This is a genomic window from Streptomyces sp. NPDC005820, from assembly GCF_040630255.1.
Classification (GTDB): domain Bacteria; phylum Actinomycetota; class Actinomycetes; order Streptomycetales; family Streptomycetaceae; genus Streptomyces.
The window spans coordinates 64560-85629 of record NZ_JBEXXE010000049.1 but is presented as its reverse complement, the minus strand read 5'-3'; the positions used below and the strand labels follow the sequence as shown (position 1 = coordinate 85629).

General features: G+C 71.9%; 18 protein-coding genes and 1 pseudogene. 6 read left to right on the top strand and 13 right to left on the bottom strand.

The window, feature by feature from the left end; all coding sequences use genetic code 11:
* Window positions 1-35: 35 nt before the first annotated feature.
* Both ABZ464_RS42170 and ABZ464_RS42165 read right to left on the bottom strand, forming a co-directional pair.
* Window positions 36-1451 (bottom strand): pyroglutamyl peptidase, encoded by a 1416-nt coding sequence (locus ABZ464_RS42170; protein WP_359287207.1) that lies wholly within the window; start codon window positions 1449-1451, stop codon window positions 36-38.
* A gap of 30 nt (window positions 1452-1481) precedes the next feature.
* The gene (locus ABZ464_RS42165; protein ID WP_359287206.1) at window positions 1482-2072 is read right to left on the bottom strand and encodes a TetR/AcrR family transcriptional regulator; all 591 of its coding nucleotides are present in this window, start codon (window positions 2070-2072) and stop codon (window positions 1482-1484) included.
* 118 nt (window positions 2073-2190) lie between these two features.
* Here ABZ464_RS42165 and ABZ464_RS42160 point away from each other — a divergent pair, with 118 nt between their 5' ends.
* A complete protein-coding gene (locus tag ABZ464_RS42160; protein WP_359287205.1) occupies window positions 2191-4605 on the top strand; it encodes a glycoside hydrolase family 3 C-terminal domain-containing protein in 2415 nt (804 codons plus the stop codon).
* Between the two features lie 66 nt (window positions 4606-4671).
* On the opposite strand, the gene ABZ464_RS42155 is transcribed toward ABZ464_RS42160, so the two are convergent.
* Complete coding sequence (locus ABZ464_RS42155; protein ID WP_359287204.1) at window positions 4672-5649, bottom strand: aldose epimerase family protein; 978 nt, start codon at window positions 5647-5649, stop codon at window positions 4672-4674.
* Between the two features lie 15 nt (window positions 5650-5664).
* Entirely contained in the window at window positions 5665-6561 is an 897-nt protein-coding gene (locus tag ABZ464_RS42150) for an SGNH/GDSL hydrolase family protein (RefSeq protein WP_359287203.1), read from the bottom strand.
* Between the two features lie 290 nt (window positions 6562-6851).
* Here ABZ464_RS42150 and ABZ464_RS42145 point away from each other — a divergent pair, with 290 nt between their 5' ends.
* Window positions 6852-7346, top strand: a complete 495-nt coding sequence (locus ABZ464_RS42145; protein ID WP_359287202.1) for a DUF3145 domain-containing protein — start codon at window positions 6852-6854, stop codon at window positions 7344-7346.
* A gap of 68 nt (window positions 7347-7414) precedes the next feature.
* Here the strand turns inward: ABZ464_RS42145 and ABZ464_RS42140 are convergent, their stop codons facing one another.
* The 5 genes from ABZ464_RS42140 to fasR all read right to left on the bottom strand — a co-directional run bounded on the left by ABZ464_RS42140 (window position 7415) and on the right by fasR (window position 12332).
* Window positions 7415-8695: a beta-ketoacyl-[acyl-carrier-protein] synthase family protein gene (locus ABZ464_RS42140; RefSeq protein ID WP_359287201.1), complete on the bottom strand. Its 1281-nt coding sequence runs from the start codon at window positions 8693-8695 to the stop codon at window positions 7415-7417.
* 80 nt (window positions 8696-8775) lie between these two features.
* Window positions 8776-9024 (bottom strand): acyl carrier protein, encoded by a 249-nt coding sequence (locus ABZ464_RS42135; protein ID WP_004001566.1) that lies wholly within the window; start codon window positions 9022-9024, stop codon window positions 8776-8778.
* Window positions 9025-9105: 81 nt separating this feature from the next.
* Window positions 9106-10107 carry a ketoacyl-ACP synthase III gene (locus ABZ464_RS42130; RefSeq protein ID WP_359287200.1) on the bottom strand — a complete coding sequence of 334 codons (1002 nt, stop codon included), beginning with the start codon at window positions 10105-10107 and terminating at the stop codon, window positions 9106-9108.
* Window positions 10108-10119: 12 nt separating this feature from the next.
* Entirely contained in the window at window positions 10120-11037 is a 918-nt protein-coding gene (locus ABZ464_RS42125) for an ACP S-malonyltransferase (protein ID WP_359287199.1), read from the bottom strand.
* Window positions 11038-11126: 89 nt separating this feature from the next.
* A complete protein-coding gene (gene fasR, locus ABZ464_RS42120; protein WP_359287198.1) occupies window positions 11127-12332 on the bottom strand; it encodes a fatty acid biosynthesis transcriptional regulator FasR in 1206 nt (401 codons plus the stop codon).
* Window positions 12333-12424: 92 nt separating this feature from the next.
* Between fasR and ABZ464_RS42115 the strand changes: the two genes are divergently transcribed.
* Entirely contained in the window at window positions 12425-13081 is a 657-nt protein-coding gene (locus ABZ464_RS42115; RefSeq protein WP_359287216.1) for a pirin family protein, read from the top strand.
* A 28-nt stretch (window positions 13082-13109) separates the two neighbouring features.
* Here the strand turns inward: ABZ464_RS42115 and ABZ464_RS42110 are convergent, their stop codons facing one another.
* Entirely contained in the window at window positions 13110-14813 is a 1704-nt protein-coding gene (locus tag ABZ464_RS42110; RefSeq protein ID WP_359287197.1) for a protein kinase, read from the bottom strand.
* 81 nt (window positions 14814-14894) lie between these two features.
* Window positions 14895-15725, bottom strand: coding sequence for a serine hydrolase domain-containing protein (locus tag ABZ464_RS42105; protein WP_359287196.1), 831 nt, complete (start codon window positions 15723-15725; stop codon window positions 14895-14897).
* A gap of 257 nt (window positions 15726-15982) precedes the next feature.
* On the opposite strand from ABZ464_RS42105, the pseudogene ABZ464_RS42100 reads away from it, so the two are divergent.
* From ABZ464_RS42100 to ABZ464_RS42090, 3 genes and pseudogenes are all read left to right on the top strand, one after another.
* Window positions 15983-17151, top strand: a pseudogene (locus ABZ464_RS42100) (transposase).
* A gap of 195 nt (window positions 17152-17346) precedes the next feature.
* Window positions 17347-17841, top strand: a complete 495-nt coding sequence (locus ABZ464_RS42095) for a MerR family transcriptional regulator (RefSeq protein ID WP_359287195.1) — start codon at window positions 17347-17349, stop codon at window positions 17839-17841.
* Window positions 17838-18854 (top strand): aldo/keto reductase, encoded by a 1017-nt coding sequence (locus ABZ464_RS42090; RefSeq protein WP_359287194.1) that lies wholly within the window; start codon window positions 17838-17840, stop codon window positions 18852-18854. The genes ABZ464_RS42095 and ABZ464_RS42090 overlap by 4 nt, the downstream gene beginning before the upstream one ends.
* On the opposite strand, the gene ABZ464_RS42085 is transcribed toward ABZ464_RS42090, so the two are convergent.
* Both ABZ464_RS42085 and ABZ464_RS42080 read right to left on the bottom strand, forming a co-directional pair.
* On the bottom strand, window positions 18855-19709 hold the full coding sequence (locus ABZ464_RS42085; RefSeq protein WP_359287215.1) for a DUF4429 domain-containing protein: 855 nt from the start codon (window positions 19707-19709) through the stop codon (window positions 18855-18857). It lies immediately after the preceding gene.
* Window positions 19710-19766: 57 nt separating this feature from the next.
* Window positions 19767-20984, bottom strand: coding sequence for an alpha/beta hydrolase (locus ABZ464_RS42080; RefSeq protein ID WP_359287193.1), 1218 nt, complete (start codon window positions 20982-20984; stop codon window positions 19767-19769).
* Between the last annotated feature and the right edge of the window lie 86 nt (window positions 20985-21070).

The window sequence follows — 21070 nt, the reverse complement described above, 5'->3', positions numbered from 1 at the left end:
GGTGGGCCAAGCTCCCGCCCGCCGCCGAGACGCGCCTACTCGGCGGCGACGGCCACGGCTAGGGCGTGCTGTGAAAGTCCCGTCGTCCGCCCGGAGGGCGGGCCGAGCGGCGTCTGGCGCGTGCTCTCGGCATGCCGGGCGGAAGCCCTCGTACTGGTTGTACGCGGGTTTCCGCCCGGTGCGGCGAGAGTGCGTGCCGGGCGTCGAACGGCAGGCGGGACTTTCACAGCACGCCCTAGGACCGCCCGCACCTGCGCGACGATGTCCAGCCGGTTGCGCACGAACTCCGGGTCGGTCACCTCGGTGGTGTTGCCCGCGGCGAACTGCAGGACCGGCGTGTGGAGATGGCCGCCCGGCAGGGTGTCGTGCAGGCCCAGCCGGTCCCGCAGCAGGGTCGCGCGGTAGGCGATCTCGTTGGAGAGGTAGTTCCCGCCGCCCCCCGCCCGCGCGGTCGACCCCGGGGTGGGACCGTCCGGCCGTACGACCGGCTCGGTCGCCCCCGCCGGGATCTCGGTCACTCCCGTGTTGTCGTACACCGGGAAACGACCCGTGTCCGCCGCGAGGATCGCCGGGTACGGCAGCGTCGTCGTCGTCCACTGCGGCTGCGAGGCCGGATCGGTCACCGGGACGGTCTCCGTGCGGCCGATGTTCTCGTTGTCCGGGAAACCGCCCCGCCAGGCCCCGTTGGTGCGCTCCACGTCGAAGCGCCCGACCCGGCCCTGGCTGACGGTCGTGAAGAGATCGACGTACGGCAGATACGGCCGCAGCGTCCGTTCCACCGTGCCGTCCGCGAAGTCCTGCCAGCGCACCGGGAACACGGCCGTCTCCACCCGGGCCGGCCCGTCGGCCGTCTCGATCACCGTGCCGTCGAGCGCCAGCGCGCTCGCGCCGGACGGGTTGGAGATCCGGATGTCCCGGTCCAGCGTGAACGGGTCGAAGCCGGTGACCAGCACCCGCTTGAGCCCCTTGTGGCCGGCCTTCGGGTACCGGATGTCGGTCTGACCGCGCGAGGTCCGCTCCAAGTCAGCCAGCAGAGAGCTTCGCTGAGCATCCGTCAGCGCGAACCCGGGCTCCCAGGTCCGTACTTCGCGGGTCATGCCCAACCGCGCCCAGTACAGCGGCCGGTCGTCGTCCCGGCTCAGGTCGCCGCCCGCCGGACCCCGCCCCTGCACCCGGTCGACGGCCCGCCGCCACAGCGCGGAACCCTGGTGTGCGACGACCCGGCGGGCCTGTGCGTAGGAGCGGACGGAGTCCAGCGCGGCGGTGAACCCGGGGGCGACGGAGTCGAATCCGGACCGCCGGAGGATCTCCTGCGGCACGGCCAGTGCGAGTCGCTGTTCCTCGACGGTGGGGGAGGGCGCCGCCGTGGAGGCGGTCGCGGTCGTGGGTGCGGAGAGGCCGGCCAGCAGGGCCAGACCGAGGATGCCGGTGCGAACGCGTAAGGAATTCACGGGAGTTGTATGCCCCACCGGCCTCTCACGTCACGCGTCCGGACCCCCTTCCTCCCCCAGCAGTCGCAGGAAGTCCCGGAACGCCGCCGCCATGTCCACCGACTCGGGGTCCAGCAGCCACTGGTACTGCAGCCCGTCCATCACCGCCACCAGCAGGGGGGCCGTGCGCTCGGGCGTGAGCCCGTTCGGGAGACGGTCGCCGTACTGGGCGCGCAGGGCCTGCGCCATGGTCTGCCGTACGCCCGTGTACCGCTCGGTGAAGTACTCCCGCGCCGGATGCCCCTCCGTCACGCTCTCGCCGAGCAGCGCCGAGAAGGTCTGGATGATGCCGGGCCGCATCGCGTTGTACTCGACGAGCGAGGTCAGCAGATCGACCCGCCACTGGGTGTCCGGCACCGCGTCCCACTGGTCGCGTTCCTTCAGGACGGCCACCAGCAGCGCCTCCTTGGTGGGGAAGTGGTGCAGCAGCCCCTGCTGGGTCAGTCCGACCCGCTCGGCCACGGCCGCCAGGCTCGCCCCCCGGTAACCGCGCTCGGCGATCACCTCCAGGGTCGCCCGGACGATCTCGGCCCGCCGCTCCTCGCTCCTGGTTCTGGCGCTCATGCCGTCACGGTACGGCATCCGGAGGGTTTAACATAACAGCGAGATAACGAAACCTACCGTTCTACAGGTAACCGATGCACGATGGGGGGCAGCGCGGGACAGCGCGGAGCACGGCACTCAACGAGGAGGCACCGCCATGGCGGAAACGGAGCAGGCCGTCGAGGCGGCCCTCGGCAAGCTCGACCTGGACGCCAAGACCCGGCTGCTGGCCGGACAGGACATGTGGTCACTGCCCGAGCTGCCGGAGATCGGTCTGAGGTCGCTCGTCATGTCCGACGGCCCGATCGGCGTCCGGGGCGTGCGCTGGACCGCCGACGACCCGTCCGTCGCCCTGCCCTCCCCGACCGCCCTCGCCGCCACCTGGGACCCGGAACTGGCCCGTCGCGCCGGCCGGCTGCTCGCCCAGGAGGCCCGCCGCAAGGGCGTCCACGTCCTGCTCGCCCCCACCGTCAACCTCCACCGCTCCCCGCTCGGCGGCCGCCACTTCGAGGCCTACAGCGAGGACCCCTACCTGACGGGAGCGATCGGCAGCGGATACGTCACGGGCGTCCAGGAGGGCGGCGTCGGCACCACCGTCAAGCACTTCGTGGCCAACGACGCCGAGACCGACCGCTTCACCGTGAACAACCTGGTCGGCGAGCGCGCCCTGCGCGAGCTGTACCTCGCCCCCTTCGAGGCCATCGTCGAGAACGCCCGCCCCTGGGGCATCATGACCGCGTACAACACGGTCAACGGCACCACCATGACCGAGCACCACCACCTCGTGAACGAGATCCTGCGCGGCGAGTGGGGCTTCGACGGCTTCAACGTCTCCGACTGGATGGCGGCCCGCGACACCGTCGGCGCGCTGCGCGGCGGCCTCGACGTCGCCATGCCCGGCCCGCAGACCGTCTACGGCGAGGCCCTCGCCCAGGCCGTCCGCGACGGCCGGCTGGCGGAGTCCGAGGTCGACGAGGCGGTCCGCCGCGTCCTGCGCCTGGCCGCCCGGGTCGGCGTCCTCGACGGCGCAGAGCCCGCCGTCACCGCGCTTCCCGAGCCCGTCGACGGCGAGACCCTGGCCCGTGAGATCGCCGGCCGCTCCTTCGTCCTGCTGCGCAACGAACGCGCCGCCCTGCCCCTGAAGCCCGGCACCGTCGCCCTCATCGGCGCGGCCGCCCGCGACGCCCGGGTCCTCGGCGGCGGCTCCGCCACCGTCTTCCCGGCCCGGATCGTCTCCCCGCTGGACGGCCTCACCGCCGCCCTCCCCGAGGGCGCCCTCACCTACGCCGTCGGTGCCGACCCGACCACCGAACTGGCCGTCGCCGACAAGGGCTTCGTGCTCAGGGCCGTCTGCCGGGACACCGACGGGAACGTCCTCGGCACCGGCTCCGCCCCCAACGGCCAGATCCAGTGGATGGGCGCCGACCTCCCCGAGGGCGTCACCCACGACGCCCTCCACGCCGTCGAGCTGACCGGCGCCTTCACCCCGCGCGAGAGCGGCCCGCACTCCTTCGGCATCAAGGGCACCGGCGCCTTCACCCTCACCGTCGCCGGGACGACGTACTTCGACGGCACCCAGCTGCCCGCCGACGACAGCGACCCCTTCGAGGCCTTCTTCGGCGCCCCCGTGACCCGCGCCCAGGTCGACCTGACCGCCGGCGAACCGGTCGAGGTCTCCCTCACCTACGTCTTCGCCCTCCCCGACGAGTTCCCCTTCAAGGTTGTCGCCTTCGCCCTCGCCCACCAGGAGCCGCAGCGCGGCGAGGAGGAGCTGATCGCCGAGGCCGTCGAGGCCGCCCGCGCCGCCGACACCGCGGTGGTCGTGGTCGCCACGACCGACCGCGTCGAGTCCGAGGGCTTCGACCGCAAGGACCTCGCTCTTCCCGGCCGCCAGGACGACCTGGTCCGCGCGGTCGCCGCCGCCAACCCGAACACCGTCGTGGTCGTCAACTCCGGCTCCCCGGTCGAGCTGCCCTGGCGCGAGGAGGTCGCCGCGGTGCTGCTCACCTGGTTCCCCGGCCAGGAGGGCGGCGCGGCCCTCGCGGACGTCCTGACCGGCGCCCGCGAGCCCGGCGGCCGCCTCCCCACCACCTGGGGCTCCCTCGCCGACGCCCCGGTCACCCGGGTCACCCCGGCCGACGGCGAACTGCCGTACACCGAGGACCTCTTCATCGGCTACCGCGCCTGGGAGAAGGAGGGCAGGACCCCCTCGTACCCCTTCGGCCACGGCCTCGGCTACACCGACTGGGCCTACGAGTCCGTCGAGGTCGCCGCCACCACGGTGACGGTGCGGGTCCGCAACACCGGTGAGCGGGCCGGCCGCGAGGTCGTGCAGGTGTACCTGGCGCCCACCGAGCCCGGCGCCGACCGCCCCGCCCGCCGGCTCGCCGCGTTCGGCGCCGTGGAGGCCGGCCCCGGCGAGAGCGCCGAGGTCACCGTGGAGATCCCGCGCCGCGCCTTCGAGGTCTGGGACGAGGCCGCCCACCGGTGGTTCTTTGTGAAGGGTTCGTACGAAATCCAGGTGGGTAGGTCCATCGCGGACCGCAGGATCACCGCGACGACTAACGTCTGAGGCGGGTACTCCTCACCCCATGAACAGCCCCGGCCCGGGACCTGACCCCTGGGCCGGGGCTATTTCCTATCGGACGCCGAAGCCGTACACCGTCTCCGACCGGTACACCTCGCCCGGCCGCAGCACGGTCGTGGGGAACTCCGGGCGGTTCGGCGAGTCGGGGAAGTGCTGGGTCTCCAGCGCGATCCCCTGACAGGGGGTGAACGGCTCGCCCAGATGGTCCGCGGTGTACACCTGGATCCCCGGCTCGGTCGTCGACACCGTCAGCACCCGCCCGCTCGCCGGATCGTGCAGCTCGGCCGCCTCCTGGGGCGCCGCCGTGACGCCCTTGTCCAGCACGAAGTTGTGGTCGTAGCCGGAGCCGGTCTTACGGGCCGTACGGAAGTCGAAGCGGGTGCCGGCCACCTCCGCCAGCTCCCCGGTCGGGATCAGGTCCGCGTCCACCGGGGTGTACCGCGCGGCGGCCAGCCGCAGTTCATGACCCCCGGCGTCGCCGCTGCCCGGGCCGCCCAGGTTGAAGTAGCTGTGGTTGGTCAGGTTCACCACGGTCGGCGCGTCCGTGACCGCCTCGTACGCGAACCGCAGCGCCCCCGACGCGTCCAGCGAGTACGTCGCCGAGACCTCCAGCCGCCCCGGGAAGCCCTCCTCGCCGTGCCGGGCGACCCGGCTCAGCCGCAGCCCGTGCTCGACCGGCTCCACCTCCCACACCCGCTTGTCGAAGCCGCGCGGACCGCCGTGCAGCGAATTGGGCGCGTTGTTGGGCTCCAGCGCGTACGTCAGCCCGTCCAGCGGGAAGCGGGCCTGTGCGATCCGGTTCGCGTACCGGCCGATCAGGGCGCCCAGGAAGGGCTCCGGGTGGGTGAGATAGCCGTCCAGGTCCGCGAACCCCAGCACCACGTCCGCCGTCCGCCCGTCCCGGTCCGGGACCTCCACGGACTGCACGATCCCGCCGTACGACAGCACCCGCACCCGGGTGCCCGCCCGCTCCAGGGTCCAGCGGTGTACCGGAGTGCCATCGGAAAGTGTTCCGAAGTGTTCGCTCATGGTCGAAACACTAAGTCACGTGACCGGTTCGATGACTTTTCCATAGGCGATCTCCGCGAGCCGCGCCTGGCCGTCCTTGCTCGGATGGAACCAGTCCCAGTGACTCAACTGATCCGTGCCGAACCGGAAGTCGTACACCGCGCCCCCGTCGAACCGGCACCGCGCGTCCTTCGCGCAGACCGCCTTCAGCACCGTGTTGTAGTCCTCCACCCGCCGCTGCACGGTGTCCCGCCGCGCGGTCGCCGCCGCGTCCACCGCGTCCGCGTCGCCCAGCATCGAAGGACACAGGCCGAGCTTCCAGATCTGCTTGCCCAGCGCGTTGGTCCGCCCCTGCGACCACAGCCGCTTGAGGTTCGGCACGCTCGCCACGTACACCTGCGCCTTCGGCAGCGACCGGCGCAGCGTCCGCAGCGCCTCCTCGAACTCCGCCCGGAAGTCCGCCACCGGCGTCATCGCCGCCGGCGACACCCGGCAGGCGTCGTTCGCCCCCGCCATCACCGTCACCAGCTGCGGCTTCTCCGCCGCCGCCTGGGTCATCTGATCCGCCAGATCCGCCATCCGGGCCCCGGTCACCGCGTAGTTCCAGCTGTGCGTGGCCGCCTTCGACGCGCCCAGCAGCCGTACCGCGAGACTGTTCACCTCGGCGCTCGCACCCGTCGCCCAGGACACCTCCGGACAGTCCTGCAGGACCGTACAGGCGTCGAAGCCACGGGTGATGGAGTCGCCCACCGCCGCCATCGACGCCGGGCTCGTGTCCCACAACGGCGCCCGGGACGCCTTCGCCTTCCGCGCCCCCGCGCCCGAGGTCCCCGAGCCGTCGCCCCCGCCCAGCGCGTCACAGCCGGCCAGGCCGAGGACGGCCGCGCAGGTCACGGCGAGCACCGCCCGCACCCGCCGGTTTCGCATCCGCATCCCCTGGTGATCCCCTCGCTCCTCGGACAGACGGCCCCACCCATGACAACGCACAGGAGTTCCCGCGCGCCCGGCACCCCGGGGACGGCGACAAGACAGGACCCACAAGATGGAACGCATCACACCCGTACAGGCGTCCTGCCGAGTGAAAGGCGGACGTTCACGGCACCGGGACCGACGGTACGTCACACTCCTTGCGCCGCCGCACGGTAGCCTCGCCATCAACGCGGCTGCCCCGACACCGCCGCCCTGCCCGCCTGCAAGATGTCCCGCTCTGCCCGGAGGTCCCGGTGACGACACGTGGAGTTCTGTACGTGCACTCCGCGCCGCGCGCGCTCTGCCCGCACGTCGAGTGGGCCATCGCCGGGGTGCTCGGCACGCGCGTCAACCTCGACTGGATCCGGCAGCCCGCCGCGCCCGGCACCTGGCGCTCGGAGTTCTCCTGGAAGGGCGAGGCCGGCACGGCCTCCAAGCTCGCCTCCGCGCTGCGCGGCTGGCACCTGCTCCGCTTCGAGGTGACCGCCGAACCCTGCGCCACCGCCGAGGGCGAGCGCTACAGCTGCACCCCCGACCTCGGCATCTTCCACGCCGTCACCGGCATCCACGGCGACATCCTCATCCCCGAGGACCGCCTGCGCGCGGCCCTGCTGCGCAGCCGGCGCGGCGAGACCGACCTCGAGGCCGAACTGTCCAAGCTGCTGGGCAAGCCCTGGGACGACGAACTCGAGCCGTTCAGATACGCCGGCGAGGGAGCCCCGGTGCGCTGGCTGCACCAGGTCGTCTGAGGCCGAGCCGAACACCTGAAGGGCCCCACCTCGAGAGGTGGGGCCCTTCAGCTCTGTGGAAACGTTTCTCAGACCGAACGGAACGCCAGCACCACGTTGTGCCCGCCGAAGCCGAACGAGTCGTTCAGCGCGGCGATACGGCCCTCCACGGGCAGCTTGCGGGCCTCGCCGCGCACGATGTCCGCGGCGGCCTCGGCCTCGGGGTCGAGGTTCTCGACGTTGATCGTCGGCGGCGCCACCCGGTGGTACAGGGCGAGCACGGTCGCGACGGTCTCGACACCGCCCGCGCCACCGAGCAGATGCCCGGTCATCGACTTGGTCGCCGAGACGGCCATGTGGTCGGCGTCGTCGCCGAAGACCTTGCGCAGCGCCTTCAGTTCGGCGATGTCACCGGCCGGCGTGGAGGTGGCGTGCGCGTTGACGTGCACGATCTCCGCCGGGTCCAGGTCGGTGCGCTCCAGCAGGTTCTGCAGCGCGTGCGAGATGCCGCGGCCCTCCGGCTCCGGCTGCACGATGTCGTGGGCGTCGGCGGAGATGCCCTGCCCGACGGCCTCGGCGTACACCCGGGCCCCGCGCTTCGCCGCGTGCTCCGCGGACTCCAGGACGATCACACCGGCGCCCTCGCCCATCACGAAGCCGTCGCGGGCCACGTCGTAGGGACGCGAGGCGCCCTGCGGGTCCTCGTTGTTCTTGGACATCGCCATCATGTTGCCGAACGCGGCGATGGGCAGCGGGTGGATCGCCGCCTCCGTACCACCGGCGACGACGACGTCGGCGCGGCCGGTACGGATCATCTCGATGGCGTAGCCGATGGCCTCGGCGCCCGACGCGCAGGCGGAGACCGGGGTGTGCACACCGGCGCGGGCGCCCACGAGCAGACCCACGTTGGCGGACGGGCTGTTCGGCATCAGCATCGGCACGGTGTGCGGGGAGACCCGGCGGACGCCCTTCTCCTTCAGCACGTCGTACTGGTCGAGGAGGGTGGTGACACCGCCGATGCCGGAGGCGATGACCGCGCCGAGCCGGTCCGGGTCGACCTTGCCGTCACTGCCGTCCTCACCGGCCTTGCCGGTGAAACCGGCGTCCTTCCACGCCTCCTGAGCCGCGATCAGCGCGAACTGCGCCGAGCGGTCCAGCTTGCGGGCCTGCGGACGCGGGATGACCTCGAGGGGCTCCACGGCGACCGGGGCCGCGATCCGGACGGCCTGGTCGGCCGCCCACTCCTGCTCCAGGACCTTGACACCGGACTTGCCGGCGACCAGGCCCTCCCAGGTAGAGGCTGCGTCGCCACCCAGCGGTGTGGTTGCGCCGATACCGGTGACGACCACGGTGCGATTGGTCGGGCTCACGGATTCTTTCTCCAACGTTACGAGGATTCAGCGGCGCCACCGCCGGGTGGCGGGGCAGTTCAGCCCAGGGGATCGGAAGATCAGCCCTGGTGCTTGAGGATGTAGTCGGTCGCGTCGCCGACCGTCTTGAGGTTCTTGACGTCCTCGTCCGGGATCTTGACGTCGAAGCGCTCTTCGGCGGCGACGACGACCTCGACCATGGACAGCGAGTCGACGTCCAGGTCGTCGGTGAAGGACTTGTCCAGCTGGACGTCCTCAACCGGGATGCCGGCGATCTCGTTCACGATGTCGGCGAGACCGGCGACGATCTCTTCCTGAGTGGCGGCCATGATGGCGCTCCTTCGTTGTGTTCCAGAGGGTGTGGCAGTGGTGCTTTCCGCGACCGGACCGCATGATCCGGCACGGAGTGCCTAGGGGAGGGTAACGACAGTCGCGGCGTAGACGAGACCCGCCCCGAATCCGATGACGAGCGCGGTGTCGCCGCTCTTCGCCTCACCGGTCGCCAGGAGCCGCTCCATCGCGAGCGGGATCGAGGCGGCCGAGGTGTTGCCGGTGGTGCGCACGTCACGGGCGACGGTGACGGACTCCGGCAGCTTGAGAGTCTTGACCATCGAGTCGATGATCCGCTCGTTGGCCTGGTGCGGGATGAAGACGTCCAGCTCGTCGGCGGTGATGCCGGCGGCGTCCAGCGCCTCCTTGGCGACCTTCGCCATCTCGAAGACGGCCCAGCGGAAGACCGCCTGGCCCTCCTGCGTGATCGCGGGGAACTTCTCGACGGTGCCGTCGCGGTAGTCCGTCCACGGCACGGTCTGCTTGATGGTCTCCGACTTGTCGCCCTCGGAGCCCCACACCGTCGGGCCGATCGCCGGCTCGGAGGAGGGACCGACGACGACCGCGCCGGCGCCGTCGCCGAACAGGAAGGCCGTGGCCCGGTCCTCCAGGTCGGTCAGATCGCTCAGCCGCTCCACACCGATGACCAGCACATACTCGGCGGAGCCCTCGACGACCAGACCCTTGGCGAGGGTCAGGCCGTAGCCGAAGCCCGCACAGCCGGCCGAGATGTCGAACGCGGCTGCCTTGTCGGTGCCGAGCTTGTCGGCGATCTCGGTCGCGACGGCCGGGGTCTGCTTGAAGTGCGAGACGGTGGAGACGACCACGGCGCCGATCTGCTGGGCGGTGATCCCGGCGTCGGCGATCGCCTTGCCGGACGCCTCGACCGACATGGCGGCGACGGTCTCCCCGTCGTTCGCCCAGTGACGGGTCTCGATGCCCGAGCGGGAGCGGATCCACTCGTCGGAGGAGTCGATCGTCTCCAGGATGACCTCGTTGGGCACGACCCGGGTGGGCCGGTAGCCGCCGACGCCGAGGATGCGCGCGTACGGATGGCCCTTGCTGGGCCTGATCTTCGCCATCAGGGCTCCTTGTCAGGCGGCGCCATGCTCGGAGAGGAGCTCACGAGCGGCGTCGAGGTCGTCGGGGGTCTTCAGCGCGAGCGTCTTGACGCCGGGCAGGGCGCGCTTGGCCAGGCCGACCAGCGTGCCGCCGGGGCAGACCTCGATGATCGCGGTCGCGCCGAGCTCCTTGAAGGTCTCCATGCACAGGTCCCAGCGGACCGGGTTGGCGACCTGACCGACCAGCCGCTCCAGCACCTCGGCGCCGGTCGGGACGGCCTTGCCGTCCTTGTTCGAGACGTACGTGACCGTCGGATCGGCCGGGGCCAGCTCCGCGGCGGCCTTGGCGAGGGTCTCGACGGCCGGGGCCATGTGGTGCGTGTGGAACGCGCCGGCGACCTTCAGCGGGACGACCTTGCGGACGCCCTCGGGCTTGTCCTCGTTCAGCGCGGCGAGCTGCTCCAGGGTGCCGGCCGCGACGATCTGGCCCGCGCCGTTGACGTTCGCCGGGGTCAGCCCGAGCTTCTCCAGATGCGGCACGGTCACCTCGGGGTCGCCGCCGAGCAGCGCCGACATCCCGGTCGCGGTGACCGCCGCGGCCTCGGCCATGGCCAGCCCGCGCCGGCGGACGAGGCTCAGGGCGGCGGTGTCGTCGAGGACACCCGCGAAGGCGGCCGCGGTGATCTCGCCGACGCTGTGACCGGCGACCGCGCCGGGCCGGACGGCACCAAGTGCCGTGGCGGAGACGATCCCGGCCGCCACCAGCAGCGGCTGGGCGATCGCGGTGTCACGGATCTCGTCCGCGTCGGCGTTCGTGCCGTAGTGCACCAGGTCGAGGTCGATGGCCGCCGACAGGGTACGCAGGCGGTCCTCGACACCGGGGAGGTCGAGCCAGGGGGTCAGGAAGCCGGGCGTCTGGGCGCCCTGGCCGGGAGCGACGAGTACGAGCACTCTCACACTCTCTCTTGTGGACGGCCGGTGCCGCCCGTGGGGACAGGGACGAAGAACGGCAGGGGGTTTTGTGGACCCCCGACAAAAGCCTACGTCTGGGGATCTCCGTCGACGAGGCGCCCCAGGATGAGCGCGATCCGCAGGGTGAATGCGGAGCGTACATCGGATGGCGACCAGCCGGTGACGTCAGTCACACGTCGAAGCCGGTAGCGCACGGTGTTGGGATGCACGAACAGCATCCGCGCCGCGCCCTCCAGACTGCTCGCCTGTTCCAGATAGACGGAGAGCGTCTCCAGCAGCGCCGAGCCGGCCTCCTCCAGCGGTCTGTAGATCTCCTCCACCAACTGCTCGCGCGCGCTCGGATCACCGGCGATCGCACGTTCCGGAAGCAGATCGTCCGCCAGGACCGGGCGTGGCGCGTCCTGCCACGCCGAACACGCCTTGAGTCCGGCGGCGGCGGCCTGCGCGGACCGGGTGGCCGCCAGCAGATCGGGGACGACGGGCCCGGCGACCACCGGACCGGCCGCGAACGGCCCGATCAGGGACTTGGCGACGGCCACCGGATTGTCGCTGCCGCCCGCGATGACGACCAGTCGCGAGCCGAGCACCCCGGTGAGCACCTGGAGCTTGGCGTGCCGGGAGGCCCGCCGGATCGCCTCCACGGTCAGCTCGGAGTCCCCGTCCGGGGCGGTGCCGAGCACGACGCACACATGCTCCGGCGCGTTCCAGCCGAGCGCGGCGGCCCGGCTCACGGCACCCTCGTCGGCCTCCCCGCTGAGCACCGCGTTGACGACGAGCGACTCCAGCCGCGCGTCCCAGGCACCGCGTGCCTCGGCGGCCTGGGCGTACACCTGGGCGGTGGCGAAGGCGATCTCCCGGGCGTAGACGAGCAGCGCCTCGCGCAGCACGCCCTCGTCGCCGGGGGCCGCGACCTCGTCGATCGCGGACTCCATGACCTCGATGGTGGTGCGCACCATCTCCACGGTCTGGCGCAGCGTGATCGCCCGGGTCAGTTCCCGGGGCGCGGTCCCGAACACATCGGTGGAGATCGCCTGCGGGGCGTCCGGGTGCCGGAACCACTCCGTGAAGGCGGCGATGCCGGCCTGGGCGACCAGCCCGATCCAGGAACGGTTCTCCGGGGGCATCGCCCGGTACCACGGCAGCGTCTCGTCCATCCGCGCGATGGCCTGCGCGGCGAGGCTGCCGGAGGACTTCACCAGCCGCTTCAGGGTCGCGGGATGCGGGTGGGCGGGGTGCGCTGCGGCGTCGGGGTGGGTGGTTTCGGGTTCAGGCACGTGCACAAGGTTGCCTTATCGGGAGGGTGGTGTGCGTGGCCGGGGCCTCGGGTGGGCCGGTGAAGGCGCCGTGGGTCTACCGTGGGGGCGTGATGGACGTACGCCGCGCCGACGAGCGCTACCCCGGAGGGGACCCGGCGGCCGGCATCGAGACCCGGCACGCCTTCTCCTTCGGGCCCCACTACGACCCGGACAACCTCCGCTTCGGCGCGCTGATCGCCTGCAACGAGGAGCGGCTCGCCCCCGGCGCCGGGTTCGACGAGCACCCCCACAGCCACACGGAGATCGTGACGTGGGTCGTGGAGGGGCAGCTGACCCACCGCGACTCGCAGGGCCATGAGACGACCGTCCGCCCCGGGGACGTCCAGCGCCTCAGCTCGGCGGCGGGCGTCCGGCACGTCGAACGCAACGACGGCACGGCCCCCCTCACCTTCGTGCAGATGTGGCTGGCCCCCCTGGACCCCGGCGGCGACCCGTCGTACGAGATCGTCCACGGCATCGCGGACTCCACCCCGTACGCCGTCCCGGACGCGGGCGCGATGCTCCACGTGCGGCGTCTGGTGCCGGGGGAGCGGACGGCGGTGCCGGACGCGCCCCGGGCGTACGTCCACGTGGTGCGCGGCACGGTCCGGATGGGCCCGCACGAGCTGGGCCCCGGGGACGCCGTGCGGGCCGCCGACGAGAAGGACCTGGAACTCCTCACCCTGACCGGCCCGGCCGAGGTGCTGGTCTGGGAGCTGTCGGTCTGAAACCGACAGGCGCTGGGCCGGACGCGACCTAGGAGTCGGAGGCTTCCTCGGCGTTGCGCCAGATCGTCAGGTCCAGCGAGACGTAGTCGCTCGGGTCGCTCTCGGCGGCGGTGCCCCGGAAGGTCACCAGCGCAATGTGCCCCGAGTCCGTGTGCACGCAGAGCTGGCTGCCCTTCGAGAGCTGCGAGAGGGAGACGGAGTCGGCGTAGCGGGTCTCCTCGCGGCAGGTCTTCAGCGACCCCTTCTGCGCGTTGTTCAGCAGGACGATCTTGTCACCGGCGCTGTGCAGTTCGTCGTCGTAGTAGTACAGGTCGCTCCCGTAGATCTCGACGTCGTCGTCCTGGGGCTTGGGCGGTGAGTCCGCGAACTGGATGTAGTAGCCGTCCGGGATGTTGATCGACTTGAAGCTCACCGGCTCGGGGTCGGGCAGCGGCTTCGCGGAGGCCGAGCTCGTGGTGTCCGATCCGCTGCCCGAGCTGCTGCTTGTCGAGCCGACCGCGTACAGCAGACCCGTGCAGCCGGCGAGGGGCAGCAGGACACCCGCGATGATGCCCAGCGCGCGCCGGGTGCCGGACGGGCGCGGCGGCGGCTGCCAGCCCGGACGCGGCTGGACGTAGGGACCCGCCTGGGGCGCGTGGTACGGGCCGTGCTGGGCGTACGGCGACGGGTGCGCGGGCGGCGCCATGGGGTGGCCGTAGGCCGGGGTGACCGGCTGCGGCGGGACCTGCGGGGGCGCCGGCGGCATGGTCACCGTCGGTGCCGCGTGCTGCTGCGGCTGGTCGACCTGGGTCAGCGGGGCCGTGGGGGCGGGCGGCGAGGCCAGTTCCGCCGATGCCGAGATCCGCTGGGTGATCTGGGCGCTGATCGCCTTCGGGAGCCAGGAGCCGGACTGGCGCAGCGGGGTCGGTGACGCGTCCTGGCAGAGCTGCACGAGGTCGGCGGGGGAGGGGCGGTCGGCCGGGTCCTTGGCCAGACAGCGGGCGACGAAGGCGAGTTCGGCGGGGAGGCCGGTGAGGTCGGGCTCCTCGTGGACGATCCGGTACAGCACGGCGTGCGAGGGTCCGTCCCCGTACGCGCCGGTGCCGCGCGCCGCGTAGGCGGCCACCTGGCCGAGCGCGAACACGTCGGACGCGGGGGCGACCTCCTTCCCGGCGGCCTGTTCCGGCGACATGAACGCCGGGGTGCCGAGGGAGACGCCGGTGCCGGTCAGGGCGGTGGCGTCGGCGGCCCGGGCGATGCCGAAGTCGATGACCCGGGGTCCGTCGGCGGCGAGCAGCACATTGGAGGGCTTGAGGTCGCGGTGGACGATGCCCGCGCCGTGGATCACCGACAGCGCCTCGGCCGTCCCGGCGAGCAGCAGCAGGAGCGACGGCACCGGCAGCGGGCCGTGCTCGGCGACGGCGGCGGCCAGCGAGGGGCCCGGCACATAGGCGGTGGCCAGCCAGGGCCGGTCGCCCTCCGTGTCGAAGTCGAGGACGGGGGCGGTGTGCAGGCCCTGCACCCGCTGGGCGGCTTGGACCTCCTGCCGGAAGCGGCGGCGGAACTCGGCGTCCTCGCTCAGCTCCGGCCGGATGGTCTTCAGGGCGATCGGATGCCCGCCCGGGGTGTACGACAGGTACACGGTGCCCATGCCGCCCGAGCCGAGCCGTGCCGCGAGCCGGTAACCCGCCACTTCCGCCGGGTCGCCGCTCTCCAACGGGCGGAACTGTCCGCCCGGTTGCACCCCGCCCATGGTTCTCCCCCGAGATCTGAGGCCTGTGTTGCGGCACGAGGGTATCCCGGGGTGATCAACGGCCCGCGGCTGCGGGGTAGTTCAGCGCCCGCCCGCCCGCACCTCGGCGAGCACCGAGTCCGTGAACGGCGGCCACGCCTCGACCGCCCAGGGCCCGAAGGCGCGGTCGGTCAGCGCGACCCCGGCCACCCCGGCGTCGGGGTCGATCCACAGGAACGTACCGGACTGGCCGAAGTGCCCGAAGGTGCGCGGGGAGGACGAACTCCCGGTCCAGTGCGGGGACTTGGTGTCGCGGATCTCGAAGCCGAGGCCCCAGTCGTTGGGGTTCTGGTGGCCGTAGCCCGGTAGGACGCCCTTCGTGCCCGGGTACTGGACGCTCATCGCCTCGGCGACCGTGCGCGGGTCCAGCAGCCGGGGCGCCTGCACCTCGGCCGCGAACCGGAGAAGGTCCTCGACGGTCGAGACGCCGTCCTTCGCCGGGGAGCCCTCCAGCGTGGTGGCCGTCATGCCCAGCGGCTCCAGCACCGCCTGCCGCAGATACTCCGCGAACGGGATGTCCGTGGCCTTCGCGAGGTGGTCGCCGAGCTGTTCGAACCCGGCGTTGGAGTACAGCCGCCGCTCCCCGGGCGCCGCCGTCACCCGGTGCTCGTCGAAGGCGAGCCCCGAGGTGTGCGCGAGGAGATGCCGGACCGTCGCCCCGGGCGGACCGGCCGGCTCGTCCAGCTCCACCGCCCCCTCCTCGTACGCGACGAGCACGGCGTACGCGGCGAGCGGCTTGGTGACCGAGGCCAGCGGGAAGCGCCGTCCGACGGGCCCGTGGGTGCCCAGGACCGTGCCGTCGGCCCGGACGACACCCGCGGCGGCGGAGGGAACCGGCCAGTTCTCGATCAACGCGAGGCTCTTCAGCGACATGCCGTCGAGCCTATGTCCCTCACCTGGTGACTTGCGAGGAGGCCCCGGCGTTCCCGCCCGGGGAGGAATCGCCTCCCGTGACAACGATGCGGAGCGCCACTGCGCTCCCGGCGGAGCCGACGGAAGGCGAACGTGTGTTTCCGTGTTCGCTGATGGGGGTGATCGCGGCGGGAGATGGGTGCAGGTGTGCGGATCTCGCTCGTATGGTCGTGTGAGTGCAGGGGGTGGGCGACGGGAACGAGAGCGGGGGTCTCGGCATGGGGGAAGCGGTGGGGCCCATCGGTGTGGGGCATGCCCGGTACACCTACCGGCTGCGAGTGTCGTCTGCCGCCCGCACTGCTCTGGCGGCGGAGTGGGACCGGTGCCGGTGGACGTGGAACGAGTGTGTCGCCAAGTCCAGGGCCGTGCACCGGCACAACCAGGCCACCGGGCAGAACGCCACGTGCGGCCCGGCACAGCTCGATCGGATGCTGACCGAGGCCCGCACTCGGACGCCGTGGCTGCGTGAGGGCTCGTCGGTTCCCCAGCAGCAGGTCATCCGTGACTTCGGATGGCCCGCCGGGCCGGGATGCCCCGGCACAAGAAGAAGCGCGAGACGCCGACGAGTCTCAACTACACCCAGCGCGGTTTCCGGCTGAGGCACGGCAGGCTGCATCTGGCGGGCGGCATCGTCCTGACGGTGGTGTGGTCGAGGGAACTTCCGGCCGAGCCGTCCTCGGTGCGCGTGTACCAGGACAGCCTCGGGCACTGGTACGCCAGCTTCGTCGTCCCCGCTCAGGCCGAACCCCTGCCGGAGACCGGCCGGGTACTCGGCGTCGACTGGGGCGTGAAGGAGACCGCGACCACCACGTCCGACGCTCACGATCTGCCGCACGCCGGGCACGGCAGCAAGGCTCAGGCGAAGCTGTGCCGGTACGACCGGATGATGGCCCGCCGCAGACCGAAGATGGGACAAGCCGGATCGAAGGGCTACCGCGCGGCGAAGAGGCTGCGGGCGAAGTCGTACAAGAAGGCCGCCCGGCAGCGAAAGGACACCGGCCGTAAGTGGGCCAAGAAAGTTGTCCGTGACCATGACGCCGTCGAGGACTTCAAGCCGAAGTTCCTGGCCAGGACCACCATGGCCCGTAAGGCCGCTGACGCCGCCATCGGCGCCACGAAGCAGGCCCTGATCGAGATGGGCCGCAAGCACGGGCGGGACATCCGCCTCGTCCACCCCGCGCACACGACGATGGACTGCGCGCACTGCGATGCGAGAGCCAAGCACGCACTGCCGCTGGGTGAGCGCACCTACACCTGCACCACATGCGGAACCGTGTCCCCACGAGACAAGAACTCCGCACGCGTGATGCTCGTCCGGGCTGGTCTCAACCCGGCTGGTGCCGACGGCGCAAGACCTCCTGGAGTTCCGCTCCAGGAGGCAGCCTGAGCCAGGAATCCCCTCCCCTTCAGGGAGGGAGGATTCAACTGACGCAGCCGCAGTACCTCGACGGCGTCCTCGGGCAGCGCCCGGCGCACAACGGTCATGGCTCCGCACGCTAACCGTCATGATCAGGCCGCGTCCCCCGAATTCTTACCGATTCCGCTTGCTTGGAGCCCACTCCAAGGTCATAGCGTGGAGGCCATGACGGTGTTGCAGACCACGCCCGTGACCACCGAACAAGCCCCGAGCCCCGCAGACGTCTGCTCCGCGCCACCACCGCGGCATCCCCGCCCCGACGGGCAGGACAGCTACACGATCAGCGAGGTCGTCGCGTTCACCGGCCTGACGGCCCACACCCTGCGCTGGTACGAGCGGATCGGGCTGATGTCCCACATCGACCGCTCGCACACCGGCCAGCGCCGCTACAGCAACCGTGACCTGGACTGGCTCGACCTCGTCGGCAAGCTGCGGCTGACCGGGATGCCGGTCGCCGACATGGTGCGGTACGCGGAGCTGGTGCGCGAGGGCGACAGCACGTACGGCGAGCGCTACGAGCTGCTGGAGGCGACGCGGCGGGACGTCACGGCCCGGATCGCCGAGCTCCAGGACACGCTCGCCGTGCTCGACCGCAAGATCATGTTCTATGCGGACGCCTCGCGCGTCCAGGCGTACGAAGGGGAGAGGACCACCCGATGACCGACAACAGGATCCCGACCGCGCGACTCGGTGAGAACGGCCCCGAGGTCGGTGTCCAGGGCCTCGGCTGCATGGGCATGAGCTTCGCGTACGGCCCCTCGGACGCGAACGAGTCCCGGGCCGCCCTGGAGCGCGCCCTGGAGCTGGGCGTCACCCTGTACGACACGGCGGACGCCTACGGCGCCGGGGAGAACGAGCGCTTCCTCTCCCCGTTCTTCAAGGCGCACCGCGACGAGGTCGTCATCGCCACCAAGTTCGCCCTGTCGATCCCGGCGGACGACCCCACCCGGCGGGTCGTCCGCAACGACGCCCCGTACATCCGCGAGGCCGTCGAGGCGAGCCTGAAGCGGCTGGACGTCGACGTCATCGACCTCTACTACATGCACCGGCGCGATGTGGACGTCCCGATCGAGGACACCGTCGGCGTGATGGCCGAGCTGGTCCGCGAGGGCAAGGTCAAGCAGCTCGGCCTGAGCGAGGTGACGGCCGCCGAGCTGCGCGCCGCGCACGCCGTGCACCCCATCGCCGCCCTGCAGTCGGAGTGGTCCCTGTTCAGCCGGGACATCGAGGCCCACGTGGTCCCGGCCGCCGCCGACCTCGGCGTGACCCTCGTCCCGTACTCCCCGCTCGGCCGCGGCTTCCTCACCGGCTCCTTCACCGACGCCGCCCAGGAGCTCACCGCCGACGACTACCGCCGTACGCAGCCCCGCTTCACCGGCGAGAACGCGGCGGCGAACAGCGCCCTGCTGGAGCCGGTCCGCGCGCTGGCCAAGGCCCACGACGCGACCCTGGGCCAGATAGCCCTGGCCTGGGTCCACCAGCAGACCGAGGTCCACGGCCTCCCGCTGGTCCCGATCCCGGGCACGCGCAAGGCGTCGAGGGTCGAGGAGAACACGGCCGCGGCGGCGATCCGGCTGACGGCGGAGGAGCTGGCGCTGCTGGACCCGATCGCGGCCCGGGTGGCGGGCGACCGTTACGCGGACATGCGGTTCTCCTCGGCCGGCCGCGAGTAGTCACAGCTCCGACAGCAGTTCCGCCTTCTTCGCGGAGAACTCGTCATCGGTCACCAGCCCGGCCCGATGCAGCTCTCCGAGATGCCTGATCCGGTCGGCGATGTCCGAGGGATCGCGTCGTGGGCCCGTGACCGAGGCCACGGGCCCACGGCTGCGTACGGCGGCCAGGACCGCCGCGGCGAACGGCAACGACTCGTGCACCGGCCCGTATCCCAGCCCGAACACCACGGTCCCCGGGTCCTGGTCGGCCTGCGCGGGCGCACCCTCGTGCCGCACCAGCCGGAGATGCCCCTCGAACACCTCCGGCGACCGCCACTCGACCCCGCTCAGCTCGGACACGGCGAAACTCTGGTCGCCGGCCTTCCACTTCGCCGACGACGCCCCCGTCCAGAACCACCGGAACCGCACGGTCCGGCCGTCGAAGGACGCCTTCCCGTCGTACGCCTTGAAGGACAGCGGCGCCTCCGGCGGCGGTACGAGGAACCGTTCCGCCGGTCCGGACTCCTCCCGCTCCCGCAGCCGGGACCGCAGCTCGTCGGCGTAGTACTCCGCGAGCACCTCCCGCTCGGCGGGCAGCACCAGCCGGTAGGGGTCGGAGCCGTCCTTGAGCTGGCCCGCCGCCGCCTCCATGAGCGGATCGGCCCCCGCCCGCGGCTCCGCGCGCAGCACGACGGTCCCGCGCCGGCCCGGGGTGAGCGTCACCCCGGACAGCGCGGTGAGCGGAATTCTTCGTTCACCCAGCGCCGACAGCAGCTTGGGTGTGCGCATCCCCCGTTCGTAGCGGATGAGGACGGAGTCGGACTCGAACTCCCAGGCGGCATGAAATCCGGCCAGTACGTCACCCATGCGGCTCATCGTATGCGGGACACGCATCTTCGTCCCCTCCTCGCGCACGCCGCAATTCCTGCGTCTCTACGCGCGTCCAGCCGTGGTCGTGTCGGACAAACCCTCCCGGCAGGCGCCGGAGTCGTCGGCGCAGTCCACCGAACGGTACGCGCCAGTGCCGATGTCGGCGAGGTTGCGCAGGCTGTCGGTGCCGGGCACGAAGTAGCCGCCGTGGCCCTCCGCGTCCTTCGAGGACACCACCCGTGCCCCGAACGCCCGGGCCATCGGATCCTCGCCGTGCCCGAGCCCGCCGACCTCCAGATGCGGTACGTCCCCCACCCAGTCGTCGGCGTCCCGCATGGCCCACACCAGGGCCTCGGTGCCCAGCTCGGCCGCCTTCTCCACCCGCATACCGGGGCTGCCGGCCACCGCGATGTCGCTCACCCGGTCCGGCAGCGTGTGCGCGGCGACCCCGCACAGCACCGAGCCGTAGCTGTGGCAGAACAGCGAGACCGGCGAGGTGCCCGGCAGGGCGCGCAGCAGGGCGTTCAGCCGCACGGCGCCGTTCTCGGCGCGCATCGCGGTCGCCGAGTCGATGCCGAGGCCGTCGGGGGAGGTGTAGTCGGCCCAGGCGATCACGGCCGTCCGGGTCGAGGGGCGCGCCTCGCGCTCGGCCGCGTACAGCGCCTCGGCCATGCCGACGGGCGCCGAGTACTTGCGGTTGGTGCGCTGGAAGGTGAGCAGATCGGTGTCGACGCCGGGGACGACGACGGAGACCCGCTCGGCGGTGTCCAGGTCGCCGAAGACCTCGGCGGCCCGGCCCGAGCCCTCCGGGTCGAAGGCGAGGATGTGCCGGCCGGCGGCGCGCATCGCCTCGTAGCGGTGCATGCGCCGCCCGGCCTCCTGCTGTCCGGCGGGCGTGAGCCGGCTGTCGTGCATCCGCTTGCGCTCGACGCGGGTCTGCTGGCGCAGGGCGATGCGGTTGGCGCGGTAGCGCAGCTCGACCGGGGCGCCGTTCATGTTGCCCACGGCGAGCGCGTAGTCGTGCGCGAGGCCGGTGCGCTGGGTGGCGGTGAGGGAGGCGAAGAAGTGGGCGAGCCTGCCCGGTGCCGTGTCGAGGTCCGGCAGTGCGCGGCCGTCGATCCGGCCGTGCTCCCAGGCCGAGCGCGAGGCCTTCAACGCGGTGGTCCCCTGGTGGTGGCGTACGGCGGTCCAGCCGGTGGTCGCCAGCATCACGAACACCACCGCCAGGGCGGGGAGAGCGCGCCAGAGGCTCAGTTGCGGGGAGGTGTCGAAGGAAGTCACTGGGAGGACACACTAGGAGAACGGGAGGGTCTCAGGTTAATAAAGTGGCGGGGATCACGTTTCGACCGGCGTGTCGATGGTCATAA